Raw genomic sequence first — 19,500 nt, forward strand, 5'->3', positions numbered from 1 at the left:
GTCGCTTATAATAAACACGCCGAGCGGAGAAGCGGGCATACTGTATCACACATTGCCTATGGTTACGGTGCTGAAATCGGGAACGATAAAAATGAAGCGTAACGGCAGGTGGATGGAGGCGGTAAATTCCGACGGGTTCGTATCGGTAACGAGAGAAAAAGTTACGGTGCTTTCGCAGAACTGCGAGTGGCCGCACGAAACCGACTCCGAGCGCGGAGAGGAAAACCGAGATATGGACGACGAGGAGCGCAAGGCGAAATCCATATACGAGTATAAAACGGCTAAAGCGCAACTTGCGGCGCAGTTCGCGAAACTCAAAATTAAAAATTACGGAGACTGATAAAATGTAACATGCGTTATTACTGCGGCATAAATAACATTGCGCTTTGCTTAACGGCGGCGTATGGAGGTGACAAGCGCGTTAAGGCTTGAAATCAATCTCGATACTTTGAGAAACAATCTTGCCGCACTGAAAAAACTTACTCCCGCCCGTATTTGCGCGGTGGTTAAAGCCGACGCATACGGGCACGGAACCGGCGTGCTCGCCGCGCTTACGGAAGCGGACGAATTCGCGGTATCGAGCGCGGGCGAAGCTCTGGAAATATCGGAAATAACCGACAAGCCGATAAACATACTTTCATCGCCCGATAAGACCGTTTCGGCGGAATACCGAGCTAACGTGTTTCCGTCGGTATCGGATATAGCCGATTTGGAGTTTGCGGCGGCGCGAGGAGCTAAAGCCGTAAACATAAAAGCGGATACGGGCATGAGCAGATACGGTGCGCCGCTCGAGCGGTTGGACGTTTTACTCGAAGCGGCGGACAAACTCGGCGTAAAAATCAAGAGCGCGTTCTCGCACGTGTACCATATTTCCGAGGCGGAAAGGCAGTTTGAGCGATTTATGACAGGCATACAACCCCTAAAAGACTATATTCCGCAAAAGCACATACTCGCGAGCAACTTTGCGGTTTTGCCCGAGTATATGCACCTCGATATGGTAAGACCGGGAATTGCGTTGTACGGCTACGGGCACGAGTCCGTTAAGCCGATTGCCAAAGCTTTGTGCGGCGTAACTCTTGTGAGAAATGTGAGCGAGTCGGACAACATAGGCTACGGCGTGTTTAAGAGCGGGCGAGTGCGTAAAATAGCCGTGCTCGGAGCAGGTTACGCCGACGGCGTGCGGCGCGTAATCGGAAATTCGCCGCGATACGTGAGCATAAACGGTAACATGTGTCCGCTTATAGGACAGGTTTGTATGGACGCCGCAATGGCGGATGTGAGCGGGCTTGACGTGAAAGCGGGCGACACTGCATACGTTTTGTGCGCCGAGTACAACGCCGACTCGATAGCAACGGCGTGCGGCACTATAAGTTACGAGGTTTTGACGGGTTTCGGAAAGAGGGTAAAAAGATATTACGTTCGGGATTAGGTAATGGAAAAAAGGCAAGCGAGAAAAATATTGAAAGAAATACGTGCGAACGTAACCTACCGCGCCGAAAAAGAGGATAGAATATGCGCGGCGGCGTTGTCGCTCGCCCGAGATTTTTCCAAAATATTCGTATACGTTTCCATGGGCACGGAGGTTTCCACTCGCGGAATTATAACGGCTCTGCTCGAAGAAAAGGAAATATATGTGCCGTACACGCTTGCCGACAATTCCATGCACGCCGTTCGCCCGCATTTGCCTATGGATTTCGTTGTTTGCGGCATGGGCAACGTGAAATCCGACAATAATATTTATTACGACGGACAAGCCGACTTGATAATTACGCCGCTGCTCGGGTTCGACTCGAACTGCAACAGATTGGGTTACGGCGCGGGATGTTACGACAGATACTTCGAAAAGTATCCGAACGGAATAAAAGCGGGGCTTGCGTTTTCCGAACAGCAATGCGAAATATCTTTGGAGAGTTCGGACTTTCCTCTCGATATGATAATAACTCCCGACGGGATAATAAGGAGAAACAATGGATAAGACAAAGAAAAACGAAATCAAGCGTTATGTTTTGAGCACGCTTACGCTTTACGGGTTTTCGCTCATCTTCGGGCTTTTGAGCATGATATTCATCATAGACAAAATACCCGAGTGGCTGCAATTCGTAATCAGCTTTGTGTTTGTTGCGCCTACCGCGTATATATCTTTTTCGCAGGGTAAGGCGCAGGGCGAAAAGATATTCAAAGAAAACGCAAAGACCACTCTTACGGATATTCATTCCGAGCAGGCTTTGAAAATACCCGAATATAAGTGCGTGTTTCACGTAATCGGCTTTATCGTGCCGCTGTATATTTTGCTTATTTTGGCGGTAATACTCAAAAACAACGTGTTGCAGTTTATAGCCGTTATCTTCGAGTTTCCCGCGGCTCTCATGTTTTCGTCGGTGGGACTGCTCGATTTGGCAAAGCCCTCCGCAGTAACGCTCGCGGTGTTTTTGCCCTACGCTCTCGTGATAGCGGGTTTGTTTGTGCTCGGCTATATTTTGAGCGTGTTGCGACTCAAACGCCGTCACGCCGATATCAAGAGCGAACTGAGGACCTTCGATAACTGACATGAGAGTTATAGCAGGAAAATACAGGGGTAAAAAATTGCTGCCGCCGCCCGATAAAAGCGTTCGCCCTACCACCGACCGAATAAAGGAAACGGTGTTCAATATACTTGCGAGCCGATACGGAATAGGCGGGAGGGTGCTCGATTTGTTTTGCGGGAGCGGCGCGCTCGGAATAGAGGCGTTGTCGCGCGGGGCGGAACGAGCCGTTTTTGTGGATAAATCGCCGCAAAGCATACGCCTTACATACGATAATCTGAAAGGCATCGAAGAGCCTTGCGATGTGTACAATACCGATTACAAAGTCGCGCTGTCAAAACTCGGAACCGCGTTCGATATGATTTTTCTCGACCCGCCGTATAATTGCGGGCTTGAGGCCGAAGCGATTAAAATAATTGCCGAAAAAGGTCTTTTGAATAAAGGCGGCGTAATATTTACCGAACATTCGCGTGAAAATAGCTTGATAAATTTGCCGTCATCATATATAATAGACACACGACATTGCGGCAATACGAGTATATCGTTTATTACCGTTGCGGAGGTTTAGCATGAAAGACAACGGGCTTCTTGCCGGCTCGTTCGACCCGTTCACGTACGGGCATTACGATATAGCCGCGCGGGCGGCGAAACTGTTTTCGCACTTGTATGTGGCTGTGGCTGCAGATACGGGCGATAAGAGATGCGTTGCGTCGCTCGACGAACGTATGGAAATAGTAAAAAAATCGGTTGCGGATATTCCCAACGTGTACGTGTACGCGTTCGACGGATTTTTAACCGATTTCGCACGCGATATCGGAGCGTCTACTATAGTGCGCGGATTGCGTACTTTCAAAGATTTCGAATACGAAAAATCGCTTTCGCAGGTATACAAATCTCAATGGAGCGATATCGAGTCGGTATATTTGATATCCACGCCCGAATATTCTCTTATATCGGGCACTATAGTGAGAGACCTCGCGCTTTCGGGCGGTTCGCTCGGCGGATACGTTTGCCCGTCGGCACGCAATCTGATAGAAAAAATTTACGGTAGGAGATGACCGGTAATGGACGTAATGCGAATAATAGACGAACTCGAAGCCGAACTCGGCGAACGCCGCGGCGGACTGTTCAGCAAAAAAATAGATATAGGCAAATGCGTACAGCTAACCAAAGCCATTCGCGGAGCTATGCCCGATGCGGTGCGCGAAGCCGAGTATGTGGTTGAGAACAAGCAAAAAATACTCGAAAACGCCGACAGCGTGGCAAAGAACACCATTCGAGAGGCGGAAGAACGCGCCGAACACATAATCGACAATTCCGAACTCATTAAACGCGCCGAACTGGAAGCCAAGCAACTTATGGAAACGGCGTACATGCAATGCGACGCGCTCGTGGATAAGACCAAAGCACACCTCGATATTATGTTTAGAGACGTGGAACAGTTTTTGCAATCTTCTTTGGCTATGATACGAAACAACAGAGAAGAACTGCGCGGAGCAATGATAGTTAAGACCAACAAAAATCAGTAAGGTGAGATATGTTTGAAAAAGTAAGGGCGGTGTTGTCGCCCGAGGAAGTAACCCAAAGAGTGCCTTTCGGCAACGAACTAAAGAAGATAAAGCAAAAGCGCGACGGCATATTGCGCGATATTTTTACGGGCAAAGACAGCCGATTGCTTTTGATAATAGGACCGTGCTCTGCGGATAACGAAGACGCGGTGTGCGATTACGCGTCGCGGCTCGCAAAACTCAACGAGCGCACCAAAGAAAAAATATTTATTGTTCCCAGAGTGTATACCAACAAACCGCGTTCGCGCGGCGAAGGGTACAAGGGAATGCTTCACAATCCCGACCCGCACAAGGGCACGGATATTTTGGAAGGCATATTGCATTTGCGCAAGATGCACATACGCGTTGTGAGCGAAAGCGGGCTTACCTCCGCCGACGAAATGCTTTATCCCGATAACCACGCCTATCTCGAAGACGTTTTGTCTTACGTTGCCGTGGGCGCGCGCTCTACCGAGAACCAACAGCACAGGCTTGTCGCGAGCGGCGTCGATATTCCCGCGGGCATTAAAAACCCCATGAACGGAAGTATTTCGGGAATGCTCAATTCCATTTACGCGGCGCAGATAGCAAACGAATTTCAGTACAGAGGGTGTCAGGTTAAAACGAGCGGCAATGCTCATGCGCACGCCGTTTTGCGCGGAAGCGTGGATATATACGGCAACAACCGCCCCAATTACCATTACGAGGACTTGGTGGGGTTAAAAAAAGAGTACGAAAAACAAAATCTCGCCAATCCCGCCGTAATAATAGACACCAACCACAGCAACAGCGACAAAAAACCTCTCGAGCAAATACGGATTGCGAAAGAGGTGCTCACCGTTCGCAAAGAAAACGCGGAACTGCGCAAACTCGTGAAAGGGTTTATGATAGAAAGCTATATAGAAGACGGAAACCAATCGCCCGAAGGCAACGTTTACGGCAAATCCATTACCGACGCCTGCCTCGGATGGGACAAGACCGAGCGGCTTATATGCGATATAGCCGAGTCGCTTTGATTATTCGGTTATAAGTTTTCTGTTCCAAAAAGCGTTGCCGTCTTTGCTCGTTATAAGCGAGTAAATACTGCCCGCAAGCGCGTCGGTTTGCGCCGAAAATAACGCGTCATCGGATAAATTCGAATAATCGGCGTTTTTCACTGCCAAGCCCGTAAGTCCGTTTATAAGACTCTTGCGGGCTTTTTTAATTGCTATCAACCTTGCCGCGGCGTTTTGCGAGCGTTGCACCGTTTCGCGGGTTATTCCGAGCAAAGTTTGCAAACATATGCGTTTTATGCGACTCATAGTATAGCGTTTGCTCTTGGATTTTGCTATAATTTGAGATAGGGAAGCGTATTTCGCGGCGTTTTCGGATATCTTGATATCCAAGCCTTCGGCGGAGTCGAAAGCGTTCGCTATGTTTTTTGTGCGCAGAGCGTGCACGGAGAGAGCTTCGTAAAGTTTTTGGTTTACGGGATATCGCTCGAATTCGTCAATCATCAATTCGAAACTTTCTTTCGGAACGTACGGTTGCAGTTCGCCGTATCTTTTTTGCCCGAGCAGTTCGCGAGCGGCGGCTGCCGAAATATATTTGCCTACGGTTTCCGTGCTGTTGTAGCCGTTGCCCAATCGCTTCACGAAAACGGGCGCGATATCGCAATTAAGCTCGTATATGGCTTTGAGATATTCCACGGCGAGCACGTTGTTGGGTTTAGACAGCACCTGTTCGCAGTCTTTTATTTTTGGCGCGGCGGATACCGTGGCGCGGGTTAACGCGGCGGCATAAGGCATTCCGTCGCTTAGCGCGTTTTTAAGCGCGTTAACGTAAGTTTGGTTTTGCTCGCACTGCACCTCGGCAATGTTTTTAACCGTTTCGCCGCAGTCCTCCGCGCCCATTGCCAAATACTTTACAAAGGGTATGCGGCTGATTGCGCGTACCGCGCCGCGAGCGAAAATATTGCCCGCCGAGCAGGAGAATACCGCCGGCATTTCCGCAACTATATCCATGCCGCCGCGAAGTGCGGCGAGAGCGCGAATTTGCGGCGAAACCACGGCGGGTTCGGCGCGTTGGGTGAAAAAACCGCTCATCATGCCCAAAACGCAGTCTGCGCCGCTCAAGGCTTTGGCTTGCGCTATGTGGTAAGCGTGTCCGCTGTGGAAAGGATTGTATTCGCATATAATCGCTACGGCATTCATAAAAACATTATAGCAGAAAAGATTTGTTTTTACAAGGATTTCGTTGACAATACTCTTACGCGGTGATATAATATTATCAATATAATTTTCCCGAGATTACGGACAAGTAACGCCGAAAAACGTCTATAAGAGAGCGTCGCCGCGGCTGAGAGCGTCGCAGAAAGGTTGTCGGATTGCGAAACCGCCGTATAGGAGAGCGTGTTGACCGAGCGCATTCATCGGTCGGAGAGGTTGCTTTTTAGCAACGAACAAAGGTGGAACCACGGTAAATACCGTCCTTTGGCTTATGCCGAAGGACTTTTTTTATTAGGAGGAGACGGACATGAAAATCAAATTGACCGACGGAAGCGTAATCGAAGCCCAAAAAGGCGTAACCGCGCTCGAAATCGCCGCGCAAATCAGCGAGGGGCTTGCCCGCGCCGCTCTTGCGGCAAAAGCGGACGGCGTACTCGTGGGGCTTGACTACAGGATAGAAGAAGACTGCGCTTTGCAAATAGTTACGTTTAAGGACGAGGAAGGGCGCGACGTGTACCGCCATACCGCGGCGCATATAATGGCGCAGGCGGTTAAGAACGTGTTTCCCACCGCCAAGCTCGCTATAGGACCTGCGGTTAAAAACGGATTTTATTACGATTTCGACTTCGAAGAACCTATCACTTTGGCGGATTTCGATAAAATCGAAAAGGAAATGCAGGCGATAATAAAAGCCGATTTTCCCATAGTGCGCACCGAGGTAACGCGCAAACAGGCTCTCACGCAAATGAAAGGTTTCGACGAGCCGTATAAAATACAGCTTATAGACGAGCTTCCCAAAGACGAGAAGATAACTCTTTATACGCAGGGCGGCTTTACCGACCTTTGCCGCGGTCCGCATTTGCCGAGCACGGGCAGGGTTAAAAATTTCAAGCTCACTCAACTTGCCGGCGCGTATTGGCGCGGAAACGAAAAGAACAAAATGCTCACCCGCATTTACGGAACGGCGTTCGAGAAAAAGTCGGATTTGAACGAGTATATAGAGCGCATGGAAGAAGCCAAGAAGCGCGACCACAACAAGCTCGGGCGCGACCTCGGTATATTCATGACGAGCGACGTTGTGGGGCAGGGATTGCCCATACTCATGCCCAAAGGCGCGAAAATTCTTCAGATACTGCAGCGTTTTGTGGAGGACGAAGAAGAAAAGCGCGGGTTTATGATAACCAAAACTCCGAATATGGCAAAGTCCGATTTGTACAAGATATCGGGGCACTGGTATCATTATCGCGACAAAATGTTTGTGCTCGGCGAGGTGGACGAACACGGCGAAGCGGTGAAAAAAGACGACGAGATTGCGGCGTTGCGCCCCATGACATGTCCGTTTCAATATCAAATATTCAAAAACGGCTTAAAATCTTACCGCGATTTGCCGTGCCGTTACAGCGAAACGGCAACCGAATTCCGCAACGAGGCGTCGGGCGAGATGCACGGGCTTATAAGAGTAAGGCAGTTTACTCTTTCGGACGGTCACATTGTTTGCACCAAAGAGCAGGTTGCCGAAGAGTTCAAACGCTGTCTTGATTTGAGCTACTATTTCCTCGACTGTTTGGGTATGCGCAACGACGTATCGTTCCGTTTCAGCAAGCGCGGCAAAGCCAAGTCGGATAAATATATTGACGACGACGAGGCGTGGGAAAACACCGAAGCTATGATGAAAGAAATTCTCGACGAGTTAAAGCTCGATTACGTTGAAGCGGACGACGAAGCGGCATTTTACGGTCCCAAACTCGACGTGCAAACTACCAACGTATACGGAAAAGAGGATACGCTCATTACAATTCAAATCGACTTTGCGGCAGGCGAGAGTTTTGATATGCAGTACGTAGACGTAGACGGCGTGAAAAAGACTCCGTACGTGATACACCGCAGTTCCATAGGTTGCTACGAACGCACGCTTGCAATGCTCATAGAAAAGTACGCGGGCGCGTTCCCGCTGTGGTTCAGTCCCACGCAGGTGCGCGTGCTGTCGCTTACCGACCGCACCGCCGCAAACGCAGAGCGTATAGCCGAACAATTGCGGCTCGAGGGCATACGCGCGGAAGCGGACAATCGCAACGAAAAAATCGGTTACAAAATACGCGAAGCGCAGATGGAAAAGATACCGTATATGCTCGTAATAGGAGACAAAGAAGCGGAAAGCGATTGCGTATCCGTTCGCGGCAGGAGCGCGGGCGACCTCGGGCAAATGAAATTAGCCGACCTTATAGCAAAACTCAAAGAAGAAATCGAGAAAAAGGTGTGTTAAATATTTGACATTTGCGCGGATATAGTCTATAATTTATCTATAGAAAGCAAACGGGTTTCCGTTTCACCGGCAGATTTCGTTCTCGCCGCGTTCATAAAACTTTACGGCAATGTATTTTGTTTGTGCGTTTTAGAGCGGAAGTTTGCTTTCGCTCTATTATTTTTGTGGAGGAACACGACTATCAATCTCAGAGACGTTGAGCTCAACGAAAGAATTTGCGACCGCGAAGTTCGCGTAATAGACGACGATAATACTCAGCTCGGTATTATGTCGGCTATGGAAGCGAACCGCATTGCCGACTCCAAAAACCTCGACTTGGTAAAAATAAGTCCTACGGCTACGCCGCCGGTGTGCAAAATCATGGATTTCGGCAAGTTCAAGTTCGAAATGCAAAAACGAGAGAAAGACGCGCGCAAAAATCAAAAGATAACCGAGCTCAAAGAAGTTTGGCTTTCTATGACGATAGACACTCACGACTTGGAAACCAAAGCCAAAGCCGCGCTCAAATTTTTGAAAGCGGGAGACAAGGTGAAAGTTTCCATACGTATGAGAGGTAGGCAACAGGCGCACGCGGCGTTGGGCGTGGAGGTTATGCGCGACTTCTACAAAATAGTGGAAGAAGCGGCTGTAATAGACAAACAGCCCACTACGGAGGGTAGAAATATCCTCATGATTTTATCACCTAAAAAATAACTTTATCGGAGGATATAACTATGCCAAAAATGAAAAGTCACAGCGGCGCGAAAAAGCGTTTTCGCGTAACCGCTTCGGGGCGCGTGAAACGCGCTCAGCAAGGCAAAAACCACATCTTGACCAAAAAGTCGCGTAAGCGTAAAGACGCTCTTCGTCAGGGCGCATACATGGCTTCCGACAAAGAGGCGCGTACCATCAAATCGATGATACAAAAGTAATAGCGGGAGGTAACTAATATGAGAATTAAGAGAGCGGTTAACGCCGTTAAGAAACGCAGAAAAATAATGAAACTCGCCAAAGGATACTTTGGCTCCAAGTCCCGTTCGTATCGCATAGCGAGAGAAGCGGTTATGAAATCGCAGATGTACGCATTTGTGGGGCGCAGACTCAAAAAGCGCGATTTCCGCAAACTTTGGATAGCGCGTATAAATGCGGCGGCGAGAATGAACGGTTTGTCTTACAGCAAATTTATGCACGGTCTTAAAGTTTCGGGCATAAACCTTAACCGTAAGGTACTTGCCGATATTGCCGTGAACGACGCCGCAGGCTTCAAGGCGTTGGCGGAAACAGCCGGTAAAGCGGTTGCTCAGTAGCCTGAATTCGGGGTGCCGTTGTGCGGCGCCCCTTTTTATATGCAGATAACGCCTATAGTTTCGCGCTCGAACGCTTTGATTAAAAAGATACGTAAACTGCGCGACAAAAAATACAGAGAGCAATTCGGAGAATACGTTGCGGAAGGTAAGCGTTGGGTATCGGACGCGTTGCGAATTTGCCCCAAAAACGTGGTTGCCGTGCTTTGTTCGTCGGATACCAGATGCGAGTACGCCGATTTCGTTATAGAGGCATCGCTGTTTGCCGAACTTGCCGATACCGAGAACAGTCAGGGAGTAATCGCCGTAATGCGTATCCCTACGTTTTCGCATAGTCCGAGCGGAAATCACTGCTTGTTTTTAGACAGGGTGAGAGACCCCGGCAATATGGGTACTATAATTCGCACCGCAGTAGCGGCGGGTTATACCGATATAGTGCTTCGCGATTGCGTAGACGTGTTCAATTCAAAGGTTATACGCAGTAGTATGACAGGCATACTAAGCATAAATCTGCATTTTGACAGCAAATTATCGGATTTGAAAGAGTGCGGATATACCGTAGTTGCCGCCGACCTTCAAGGCGAAAATATTTTCGAAACCGATTTTGCGGCTCAAAAAGTTTGTTTGGTGATAGGTAACGAAGCAAACGGCATAGACCCGTTGCTGTTGCAACAATGCGACAAAACCGTTACCATACCCATGGAGGGCGAAATAGAGTCGCTCAATGCCGCCGTAAGCGCGGGAATACTCATGTATCAACTCAAATACCGAAATAGATAAAAGGAGAAACAATAACAGTATGTCGGGACACAGTAAATGGGCTACCATTAAGAGAGCAAAAGGAAAGACCGATGCGGCGAGAGCCAACGTATTCACAAAGATAGGGCGCGAACTTGCGGTTGCGGTTAAAGCGGGAGGACCCGACCCCAACAATAACGCCAAATTGCGCGACGTTATTTCCAAAGCCAAAGCCGCCAATATGCCCAACGATAACATAACCCGCAGTATAAAGAAGGCAAGCGGAGAGCTCGGAAGCATAAACTACGACGCCATTACCTACGAGGGTTATGGTGCGGGCGGCGTTGCGGTTATAGTGGAGACGCTCACCGACAATAAAAACCGCACGGCGGGCGACGTAAGACACATTTTCGACAAGTGCGGCGGTTCTATGGGAACTACCGGTTGCGTGTCTTATCTTTTCGAAACTCGCGGCGTTATGCTTGTTGAAAAGAAGCCTACCGATGACGACGACGAAATGATGATGCTCGCGCTCGATTGCGGAGCGGACGATTTCAATGTGGAAGACGGCATGTACGAAATTCTTACAAATCAAGCCGATTTTTCGGCGGTGCGCGAAAAGTTGGAGGCGCAGGGCGTGGCGTTCGTGAAAAGCGAAATCGCAAAAATTCCCTCCAATTATATAAGCGTGGACGACGCCACTCTTCCGAAAATTCAGCGCATGCTCGATATGTTCGACGATAACGACGACGTGCAAAACGTATACCACAACGCCGAACTGCCCGAAGAAGAGGAAGAAGAATGATTGGCGTTACCGCAAGTTGCGCTTTGGCAAAAGAAAACGCACATGTAATCGCTCTTGCCGATACGCGGGATAAAAACAAAATGCTCGAGTTTGCCGCCGCCGCCGTGCTCGAAAGCGCGGCGGAGATTTTAGCCGCCAACGCCAAGGACGTTGCGCATTGCGAGCGCGGCGCACAGTTTGCGGACAGACTTATGCTGAACGAAAGCCGCCTTAAAGATATGGCGGAAGGGCTTGAAAAACTTATAGAGCTTCCCAATCCCATAGGCGAAATCGCCGAGGAATGGACTGTGCCGAACGGCATGCGCATAAGCAAAGTGAGAGTGCCGCTCGGCGTTATCGGAATAATATACGAAGCTCGCCCCAACGTAACCGTAGACGCGATAGGATTGTGCATAAAGACGGGCAACGCGATAGTTTTGCGCGGCAGTAAAGAAGCGTATAGCTCAAATGAAGCTCTCGTTGCCGCCGTAAAAGCGCGTTTGCGTAGCGGCGGATACAATCCCGAGTTTATTCAGCTTATTCAAGACGTAAGCCGTGAGGGCGCGGAAACGCTTATGACCTGCCGCGATTACGTGGACGTGCTCATTCCGAGAGGAAGCGCGTCTTTAATTCGCACCGTAGTGGAAAAATCCACCGTACCCGTTATAGAAACGGGAGCGGGAAATTGCCACGCGTATATAGAACAAACGGCGGATATCGACAAGGCGTTGGATATCGTGCTTAACGGCAAGTTGCGCCGCCCGAGCGTGTGCAACGCTCTCGAAAGTCTGCTCGTAGACGAGTCGGCGGCGAAAAAGTTTCTCCCCGTAATTCTCGGCGCGCTCAAAGAAAAGGGCGTTGAGATTGTCGGTTGCGAAAAGACGCGTGCCGTTTGTCCGTTCGTTGTGCCCGCGTCCGAGGATGATTACGCGGCGGAGTATCTCGCTTTGAAAATTTCGGTAAAGGTGGTTCGCGGAGTCGAGGAGGCGTGCGAACATATCAACAAATACTCAACCAAACACAGCGAAGTGATAGTTACCGAAAGCAAAGAGGCTGCGGAATATTTCACGTCGCGTATAGACAGCGCGGCGGTTTACGTTAACGCGTCAACTTGCTTTACCGACGGTTTTCAATTCGGGTTCGGAGCTGAGATGGGAATTTCCACTCAAAAACTTCATGCCCGCGGTCCGCTCGGACTGAAACAGCTTACAAGCGAAAAATACGTTATACGCGGCAACGGTCAAGTACGCGCTTAGCGACTTAATTGCCAAAGGAATACGTTTATGGATGAATTCGAAGAATTATTCGGAGAGAAAAAGCCCGAGAAAAAGATTGCGGGCCCGGAGGGACACCGCGCGAGAGTGCGCGACGCCATGGAGCGCAATCCCGAGTTGTCGGGTTTCGACGACTACGAGCTTCTCGAATATTTGTTGTTTGTCACAAATCCGCGAAAGGACACCAAGCCGCTCGCGAAAGAGTTGATACGAATATTCGGTTCGTTGTCGGCTGTGCTGTATGCCGATTACGGAGAATTGCGGCGTGTTCCGGGTGTGGGCGACCTTACGGCGCATTTGCTTTCGAACGTGTTGCATATCGTTATGCGCGCCGAATATTCACGTTTCGAACACCCTTGCCGCATTACCACCGCGGCGGATACGGCGAGATACATGTACGCTCGTTTCCTCGGCAGAACCAAAGAGGTTTTGTTGATGACGTCGCTTAATATTAACGACGAAGTGATACAAACCGACGAGATTGCGGCGGGCTCGGTGGACTCCGCGCCTTTCGATTTGGTGAAACTTTTGAGAATTGCCGACAGAAACGGAGCGAAGAAAATAATTCTCGCGCACAATCATCCCGGCGGAACTCTCGGTTTTTCGGATGCCGATATAGAGTCTACCGCGCGGGTGATAGAGTGTTGCAATCTCACGGGCTACACGTTTAACGACCATTTGATATTCGTGGGCAACAGGTACATAAGCATGTTCGCCAAGGATATGATGTCGTCGGTTATCGCCGAATGCGGAAAAGCGTATAAAGCGGCGAACGATATGGCGGCTAAAGAATTATCGCGGCGAGCGAGAATGATAAAAATAGGCGAAAAAACCGCCCTTAACGCCGAAAACGACGGCAAAATGGCGGTTTTGAACATGTATAAACAGGTAAACGCAATGCCCGAAAGCGAGCGGTTAAAGATTATAGGCGACCTTATTCGTTCGGTAGAGCTGTAAAATATATCAATTTAAGCGTTCTGCGAGTTTTTTGAGTTTTGCTACGCGTGCAAGCACCGTCCTTTTTGACGGTCCGCCCGCTGTTTTTCTTGCGGCTACTATATTCTGTATTTTAACCGTTTGCAAGATATCCGAGCCGAACATATCCGAAAATTGTTTGTATTCGTCTATCGAGAGTTCTTCGAGTGATTTTTCGTTGTCGCAACAATAACGTACGAGCATGCCAATCGTTTTGTGAGCGTCTCTGAACGGCATTCCTTTTTTTACCAAATAGTCGGCGCAGTCGGTTGCCGCGGTGTATCCGCCCGACGCGCCGTTTTGCATTATATCGGTATTGAAAGTAAGCGAGGGGAGCAGGGCGGTGAAAATTTCAAGGCATGCTTTAACTGTATCTTCGCAGTCGAACACGGCTTCTTTGTCTTCCTGCATATCTTTGTTGTAGGCAAGCGGCAATCCTTTCATTACCGTTAAAAGGGTAACGAGGCTGCCGTATACGCGCCCCGTTTTGCCGCGTATAAGCTCGTTCATATCCGGATTTTTCTTTTGCGGCATTATGCTCGAGCCCGTGCTGAATTCGTCGCTTAGGGTAACGAAACCGAATTCGTCGGTTGCCCAATAAATGAGTTCTTCGTTAAAACGCGACAAGTGCATCATTATAAGCGAGCAGTCGGAAACGAATTCTATGGCAAAGTCGCGGTCGGATACTCCGTCGAGCGAATTTTGCGTAACGGCGGGGAAATCGAGGAGTTCGGCAACCCTGTTTCTATCGAGAGGATAAGAGGTTGTTGTGCATGCTCCGCTTCCGAGCGGCATTACGTTTATGCGCTTGCGGCAGTCGGCAAGCCTGTCGGCGTCGCGCAGAAACATTTCGCAGTAAGCCGACAGGTGATGAGCAAGCGTTGTGGGTTGCGCCTTTTGCATGTGGGTGTAGGCGGGCATATACGTTTCGGCGTGAGTTTCCGCCAAATCGCACAGCGTGCTTACGAGCGCGGACAAAAGCCCTATGATTTCGGTTACGCAGTCGCGCATGTATAATCTGATATCGAGCGCGACTTGGTCGTTTCGCGAACGTCCCGTGTGCAATTTTTTGCCGACCTGCCCGAGCCTGTTTGTAAGTTCTTCTTCAACAAACATGTGAATGTCTTCGGCGTCGGCTATTTTGAGTTTGCCGCCGTTTATATCGTAAAATATATCCGACAACGCACGGCAAATGCTCTCGGCTTCGTCTTTGGGAATAATTCCGCACTCGCCGAGCATGGTGGCGTGGGCGATACTGCCCATTATATCGTGCTTATACAGTCGCTTGTCTATCGGAAGAGAACGGTTGAACGAGTCGGCTTGCTCGTTGAGAGCCGACTTGAAACGCCCTGCCCACATTTTCATATCGGAAATTTCGTCCTTTTATTTCTTTTTGTTTCTTTGCAACATTTTCGCGCGAACTTTAAGCGGCAATCCGAACAGGTTGATAAAGCCCGCCGAATCCTTTTGGTCGTAAACCTCGTCCGCGCCGAAAGTGGCTATGTCCTCGTCGTAGAGCGAGTACGGAGATTTTACTCCCGCGCCTATTATATTGCCTTTGTAGAGTTTTATGCGCGCCGTGCCCGTTACCGTTTGTTGGGTGGAGTCTACGAACGCGCTCAACGCTTCGCGAAGCGGGGTAAACCAGTTGCCGTCGTATACGAGTTCGGCAAAACGAAGCGCAACCTGTTCTTTGTAGTGCGAGGTTGCTCTGTCGAGAGTTATCTCTTCGAGATTGCGGTGCGCCGCATAAAGTATTGAACCTGCGGGGTTTTCGTAAACGCCGCGCGATTTCATGCCCACAAGGCGGTTTTCCACCATATCGCAAACGCCTACGCCGTGTTTCGCGCCGATTTCGTTGAGTAGCGCAAGCAGTTTTGCGGGCGAAAGCTTTTTGCCGTTTACGGCTACGGGCGTGCCTTTATCGAATTCGATTTCCACGTATTCCGCTTTGTCGGGAGTTTGAGCTATGGGCTTGCTTATGAGCAGCATTTCGTCTTGCGGCTCGTTCCACGGGTCTTCCAAGTCGCTTCCTTCGTGCGAAAGATGCCAAATGTTTCTGTCCATGGAATAGGGGTGCTTTTTGGATACGGGCACGTCGAGTCCGCGCTCTTCGGCGTAAGCGATTTCCTCTTCGCGCGATTTGATATCCCATATGCGCCACGGGGCGATAATTTTCATATCGGGACTGAGAGCTTTTATGGAAAGCTCGAACCGAACTTGGTCGTTTCCTTTGCCAGTGCAGCCGTGGCATATCGCAGTCGCGCCTTCGCGTTCGGCTATTTCAACGAGTCGTTTCGCTATAACGGGTCGAGCGAAACTCGTTCCGAGCAAATATTTGCCCTCGTAAACCGCGCCCGCTTTGAGAGTGGGGAACACGTAATCGCTTACGAATTCTTCGGTAAGGTCTTCTATGAAGATTTTGGAAGCGCCGCTTTTGATTGCCTTTTCGTTGAGCGGCGCAAGTTCTTCGCCTTGTCCTACGTCGGCGGCTACGGCTATAACTTCGCAATCGTAGTTTTCTTTCAGCCACGGTATGATTATGGTGGTGTCCAGTCCGCCCGAGTATGCAAGAACAATTTTCATTTTTTCCATTATCGGCTCCTTAGCGTCAATCACTTGACTTAAATTAAAAATAATATTATATTTATAATAATACATTTTATCGGATTTTGCAAGAAAATTACTGTACAAATGCAAGAAAACAGGAGACGGATTTGACTATTTTGGGTATAGACCCCGGATATGCCACCATAGGCTACGGAATTGTGAATAAAGACGGGGCTTCGCTTAATGCGATAGACTACGGGGTTATACAAACGCCCAAGGAAGAAAGTATTCCCGTCCGTCTTGCCATGCTCGACGACGCGCTCACCGCCATTATAAACAAATTCAAGCCCGACGCCGTTTCGGTGGAAGAACTTTTTTTCAACACCAACATAACCACGGGCATAAAAGTTGCGCAGGCAAGAGGGGTGATACTCTTGTGCGCGATAAAGAAATGCGGCAGATTGTACGAATATACGCCGCTTCAGATAAAACAGGCTCTTACGGGCAACGGCAGAGCGGAAAAGCACCAAGTGCAGTTTATGGTGAAAGCGTTGTTAAAACTCGATACCGTACCGAAACCCGACGACGCCGCCGACGCTCTTGCCGCCGCGGTGTGTCATGCGAGCTTCGGCGATTACGCGCATAGAATTCTTAATTAGAGGACAACATGTATAACTATATCAAAGGAATATTTTCATCTGCGGAAGAAAACACCGTTGTGATAGAAGCAAACGGGGTGGGATACGAACTTTTGGCGAGCGACAAAACGATAGAAAGACTGGGGAAACCGGGCGCGGAATGTAAGGTTTTTTGCTATTTGAGCGTGCGCGAAGACGAAATGAGTTTGTACGGTTTTGCGGACAGGCAGGAAAAAGAGTTTTTCAAGAAATTGATTAACATATCCGGAATAGGCTGTAAAATGGCGATTTCCATACTGAGTAGCGGTACTTTGTCTGACATAATATCGGCAATCGCGGGTGCAGACGTAGGGAAATTAAGTAAAATCAAAGGCGTTGGCAAAAAGACTGCGGAGAGAATAGTGGTTGAACTGCGCGACAAGATAGCTCCCGGCTCTGATACGTCGGTGTTTGTTACGTCGCCCGTTATAAGTGCGCAAACCTCTGACGGAGAGGCGGTAGAGGCTCTTATATCGCTCGGATACACAAGGCAGGAGGCTGTTGCCGCAGTAGTAAGAAACGAAAAGCCGGGTATGACTACCGAGCAGATAATACTTGCCGCGCTTAAAGGATGATTGCGGAGATGAATATGGACGAAGAAAGATTTATTACAAGTACCAAAATAGCCGACGACGGAGCGCTCGACGTTACGCTTCGCCCCAAAACACTCAAAGAATACGTTGGGCAGGAGAAAATCAAAAGCAATCTCAAAGTGTTTATCGAGGCGAGTAAAAAGCGGAGAGAGGCACTCGACCACGTGTTGTTATACGGTCCGCCGGGGCTTGGAAAGACTACTTTGTCACACATAATAGCCTCCGAATTGGGTGTTCAGATAAGAATTACGAGCGGTCCTTCGATTGAACGGGCGGGCGACCTTGCCGCAATTCTCACAAATCTCAGCGAAAACGACGTTTTGTTTATAGACGAAATACACCGCCTTAACAGGTCGGTTGAAGAAATACTTTATCCGGCAATGGAAGATTATGCGCTCGATATCGTGATAGGTAAAGGACCTTCTGCGCGGAGCATGCGCTTGAATTTGCCGCATTTTACGCTTATAGGAGCTACCACTAGGGCGGGTATGCTCACGGGACCGTTACGCGACCGTTTCGGAGTGATATGCCGATTGGAAATGTATTCGCCCGACGATTTGGCTGTGATTGTGGGCAGGAGCGCGGATATATTGAAAATGGAGTTATCCAAAGACGCCGCCGTGGAAATAGCGAGCCGTTCGCGGGGCACGCCGCGCATAGCCAACAGGCTGTTAAAACGAGTGCGGGATTTTGCCGAGGTGGAGCAAAACGGAAAAGTGGACGTAAAACTTTGCCGATACGCGCTCGACTTGCTCGAGGTAGACGGGCTGGGGCTTGATTTCAACGACAGGAAATATCTTGCCGCCATTATACAAAAGTTCGAGGGCGGACCTGTGGGACTGGACACTGTGGCTTCGGCAATAAACGAGGAAGCTGTTACAATAGAGGACGTGATTGAACCGTATTTGATACAACTCGGTTTTATTGCGAGAACTCCGCGCGGCAGAGTGTGTTTGCCTGCGGCATACAAGCATCTCGGAATAAAACAAAACTTTGCGGCGGGCGAGCAAATCGCGCTCATAGACGACGAAAACGGAAACACCAAATGAAAACAAGCGATTTTTACTACGATTTGCCCGAAGAGCTGATAGCTCAGTTTCCCATTTATCCGCGCGACAGTTCCCGTCTTATGGTATACAACCGCGCCGAAGATAAAATCGAGCACAAAGTTTTTTGCGATTTAACCGACTATTTGAAAAAAGGCGACGTGTTGGTTATAAACAACACGAGAGTTTTGCCTGCGCGAATTTACGGCGTTAAACAAGATACGGGCGCGCGCATAGAGTTCTTGTTGCACAAACGGCAAAATCTTACCGATTGGGAAGTGCTTGCAAAGCCCGCAAAGCGTTTGAAAAGCGGCAGTACGGTTATATTTTCGGATAGTTTGAAAGCCGAAATTTTGAGCGTAGGCGATGAAGGAATAACTAACGTGCGCTTTGTTTTTAACGGCGTGTTCGAAGCGGAACTTTCCAAAATAGGCGAAATGCCGTTGCCGCCGTATATAAAACAAAAACTTTCCGACTCCGAACGCTATCAAACGGTTTATGCAAAACAAGACGGTTCGAGCGCCGCCCCTACGGCGGGATTGCACTTTACGCCCGAGCTGTTGCAAAAAATCAAGGATATGGGCGTAACCGTGGTGGAGGTGTTGCTTCACGTTGGTTTGGGTACTTTCAGACCTGTGAAAGCGGACGAAATTTCGGAACATAAGATGCACAGCGAGCATTACGAAATAACCGAAGCGGCGTGTAATGCGATAAATGCGGCTAAAAAAGAGGGGCGCAGAGTGATTGCCGTGGGAACTACGTCTGTGAGAGTACTGGAAAGCGCTGCCAAATGCGTGGGGGAAATCGAGCCTGCGTGCGGCGAAACTGATATATTTATTTATCCGCCATATCAATTCAAAATCGTGGACGCGCTCGTTACAAACTTTCATTTGCCCGGTTCTACGCTTTTAATGTTGGTGTCCGCTTTGTGCGGAAGAGAAAATACGTTGAATATGTATAATATCGCCGTAAACGAAAAATATCGCTTTTTCAGTTTCGGCGACGCCATGCTTATATTATGATTGAAAGGATTTACTGCGA

23 protein-coding genes are annotated in these 19,500 nt (G+C 49.2%); 20 read left to right on the top strand and 3 right to left on the bottom strand.

Translation table 11 applies throughout. From position 1 onward, the window contains the following. The 8 genes from NFR55_RS05125 to NFR55_RS05160 form a co-directional block, all read left to right on the top strand. Positions 1–340: FoF1 ATP synthase subunit delta/epsilon (locus NFR55_RS05125; protein WP_251546972.1), on the top strand; the 340-nt coding region annotated here is incomplete at its 5' end. Positions 341–409: 69 nt separating this feature from the next. Then, complete coding sequence (gene alr, locus NFR55_RS05130) at positions 410–1,429, top strand: alanine racemase (protein WP_251546974.1); 1,020 nt, start codon at positions 410–412, stop codon at positions 1,427–1,429. A 3-nt stretch (positions 1,430–1,432) separates the two neighbouring features. After that, on the top strand, positions 1,433–1,975 hold the full coding sequence (locus tag NFR55_RS05135) for a 5-formyltetrahydrofolate cyclo-ligase (protein ID WP_275556911.1): 543 nt from the start codon (positions 1,433–1,435) through the stop codon (positions 1,973–1,975). Then, a complete protein-coding gene (locus NFR55_RS05140; protein WP_251546978.1) occupies positions 1,968–2,546 on the top strand; it encodes a hypothetical protein in 579 nt (192 codons plus the stop codon). The genes NFR55_RS05135 and NFR55_RS05140 overlap by 8 nt, the downstream gene beginning before the upstream one ends. A gap of 1 nt (position 2,547) precedes the next feature. Beyond that, a complete protein-coding gene (rsmD, locus tag NFR55_RS05145; protein WP_251546980.1) occupies positions 2,548–3,090 on the top strand; it encodes a 16S rRNA (guanine(966)-N(2))-methyltransferase RsmD in 543 nt (180 codons plus the stop codon). Between the two features lies 1 nt (position 3,091). Beyond that, positions 3,092–3,580 carry a pantetheine-phosphate adenylyltransferase gene (gene coaD / locus NFR55_RS05150; RefSeq protein WP_251546982.1) on the top strand — a complete coding sequence of 163 codons (489 nt, stop codon included), beginning with the start codon at positions 3,092–3,094 and terminating at the stop codon, positions 3,578–3,580. Between the two features lie 6 nt (positions 3,581–3,586). Beyond that, entirely contained in the window at positions 3,587–4,051 is a 465-nt protein-coding gene (locus NFR55_RS05155) for a hypothetical protein (protein ID WP_251546984.1), read from the top strand. 8 nt (positions 4,052–4,059) lie between these two features. Further along, positions 4,060–5,085, top strand: coding sequence for a 3-deoxy-7-phosphoheptulonate synthase (locus NFR55_RS05160; RefSeq protein WP_251546986.1), 1,026 nt, complete (start codon positions 4,060–4,062; stop codon positions 5,083–5,085). On the opposite strand, the gene NFR55_RS05165 is transcribed toward NFR55_RS05160, so the two are convergent. Next, entirely contained in the window at positions 5,086–6,261 is a 1,176-nt protein-coding gene (locus NFR55_RS05165; RefSeq protein WP_251546988.1) for a nucleotidyltransferase family protein, read from the bottom strand. A gap of 322 nt (positions 6,262–6,583) precedes the next feature. Here NFR55_RS05165 and thrS point away from each other — a divergent pair, with 322 nt between their 5' ends. From thrS to NFR55_RS05205, 8 genes are all read left to right on the top strand, one after another. Next, complete coding sequence (gene thrS, locus NFR55_RS05170) at positions 6,584–8,539, top strand: threonine--tRNA ligase (RefSeq protein ID WP_251546990.1); 1,956 nt, start codon at positions 6,584–6,586, stop codon at positions 8,537–8,539. Between the two features lie 162 nt (positions 8,540–8,701). Further along, positions 8,702–9,232, top strand: a complete 531-nt coding sequence (gene infC / locus NFR55_RS05175) for a translation initiation factor IF-3 (protein ID WP_251546992.1) — start codon at positions 8,702–8,704, stop codon at positions 9,230–9,232. Between the two features lie 20 nt (positions 9,233–9,252). Then, positions 9,253–9,450, top strand: a complete 198-nt coding sequence (gene rpmI / locus NFR55_RS05180; protein WP_251546994.1) for a 50S ribosomal protein L35 — start codon at positions 9,253–9,255, stop codon at positions 9,448–9,450. 18 nt (positions 9,451–9,468) lie between these two features. Beyond that, positions 9,469–9,825, top strand: coding sequence for a 50S ribosomal protein L20 (gene rplT, locus NFR55_RS05185; RefSeq protein WP_251546996.1), 357 nt, complete (start codon positions 9,469–9,471; stop codon positions 9,823–9,825). 39 nt (positions 9,826–9,864) lie between these two features. Continuing rightward, complete coding sequence (locus NFR55_RS05190) at positions 9,865–10,602, top strand: TrmH family RNA methyltransferase (protein ID WP_251547006.1); 738 nt, start codon at positions 9,865–9,867, stop codon at positions 10,600–10,602. Positions 10,603–10,621: 19 nt separating this feature from the next. Further along, complete coding sequence (locus NFR55_RS05195; protein ID WP_251547008.1) at positions 10,622–11,365, top strand: YebC/PmpR family DNA-binding transcriptional regulator; 744 nt, start codon at positions 10,622–10,624, stop codon at positions 11,363–11,365. Then, positions 11,362–12,600 (top strand): glutamate-5-semialdehyde dehydrogenase, encoded by a 1,239-nt coding sequence (locus NFR55_RS05200; RefSeq protein WP_251547010.1) that lies wholly within the window; start codon positions 11,362–11,364, stop codon positions 12,598–12,600. The genes NFR55_RS05195 and NFR55_RS05200 overlap by 4 nt, the downstream gene beginning before the upstream one ends. A gap of 27 nt (positions 12,601–12,627) precedes the next feature. Continuing rightward, the gene (locus NFR55_RS05205; protein WP_251547012.1) at positions 12,628–13,575 is read left to right on the top strand and encodes a JAB domain-containing protein; all 948 of its coding nucleotides are present in this window, start codon (positions 12,628–12,630) and stop codon (positions 13,573–13,575) included. Between the two features lie 6 nt (positions 13,576–13,581). On the opposite strand, the gene argH is transcribed toward NFR55_RS05205, so the two are convergent. After that, positions 13,582–14,958 carry an argininosuccinate lyase gene (gene argH / locus NFR55_RS05210; protein WP_251547014.1) on the bottom strand — a complete coding sequence of 459 codons (1,377 nt, stop codon included), beginning with the start codon at positions 14,956–14,958 and terminating at the stop codon, positions 13,582–13,584. A gap of 18 nt (positions 14,959–14,976) precedes the next feature. Beyond that, entirely contained in the window at positions 14,977–16,188 is a 1,212-nt protein-coding gene (locus NFR55_RS05215) for an argininosuccinate synthase (RefSeq protein ID WP_251547016.1), read from the bottom strand. A 122-nt stretch (positions 16,189–16,310) separates the two neighbouring features. Here NFR55_RS05215 and ruvC point away from each other — a divergent pair, with 122 nt between their 5' ends. The 4 genes from ruvC to queA are packed head-to-tail and all read left to right on the top strand — an operon-like array spanning position 16,311 to position 19,481. Then, positions 16,311–16,802 (top strand): crossover junction endodeoxyribonuclease RuvC, encoded by a 492-nt coding sequence (gene ruvC / locus NFR55_RS05220; protein WP_251547019.1) that lies wholly within the window; start codon positions 16,311–16,313, stop codon positions 16,800–16,802. An 8-nt stretch (positions 16,803–16,810) separates the two neighbouring features. Beyond that, positions 16,811–17,395, top strand: coding sequence for a Holliday junction branch migration protein RuvA (gene ruvA, locus NFR55_RS05225; RefSeq protein WP_251547022.1), 585 nt, complete (start codon positions 16,811–16,813; stop codon positions 17,393–17,395). Between the two features lie 14 nt (positions 17,396–17,409). After that, complete coding sequence (gene ruvB, locus NFR55_RS05230; protein WP_251547031.1) at positions 17,410–18,462, top strand: Holliday junction branch migration DNA helicase RuvB; 1,053 nt, start codon at positions 17,410–17,412, stop codon at positions 18,460–18,462. Then, the gene (gene queA, locus NFR55_RS05235) at positions 18,459–19,481 is read left to right on the top strand and encodes a tRNA preQ1(34) S-adenosylmethionine ribosyltransferase-isomerase QueA (RefSeq protein ID WP_251547033.1); all 1,023 of its coding nucleotides are present in this window, start codon (positions 18,459–18,461) and stop codon (positions 19,479–19,481) included. The genes ruvB and queA overlap by 4 nt, the downstream gene beginning before the upstream one ends. Positions 19,482–19,500: the final 19 nt, after the last annotated feature.

Source organism: Pumilibacter intestinalis (genome assembly GCF_943193005.1).
Classification (GTDB): Bacteria; Bacillota; Clostridia; order Christensenellales; family Pumilibacteraceae; genus Pumilibacter; species Pumilibacter intestinalis.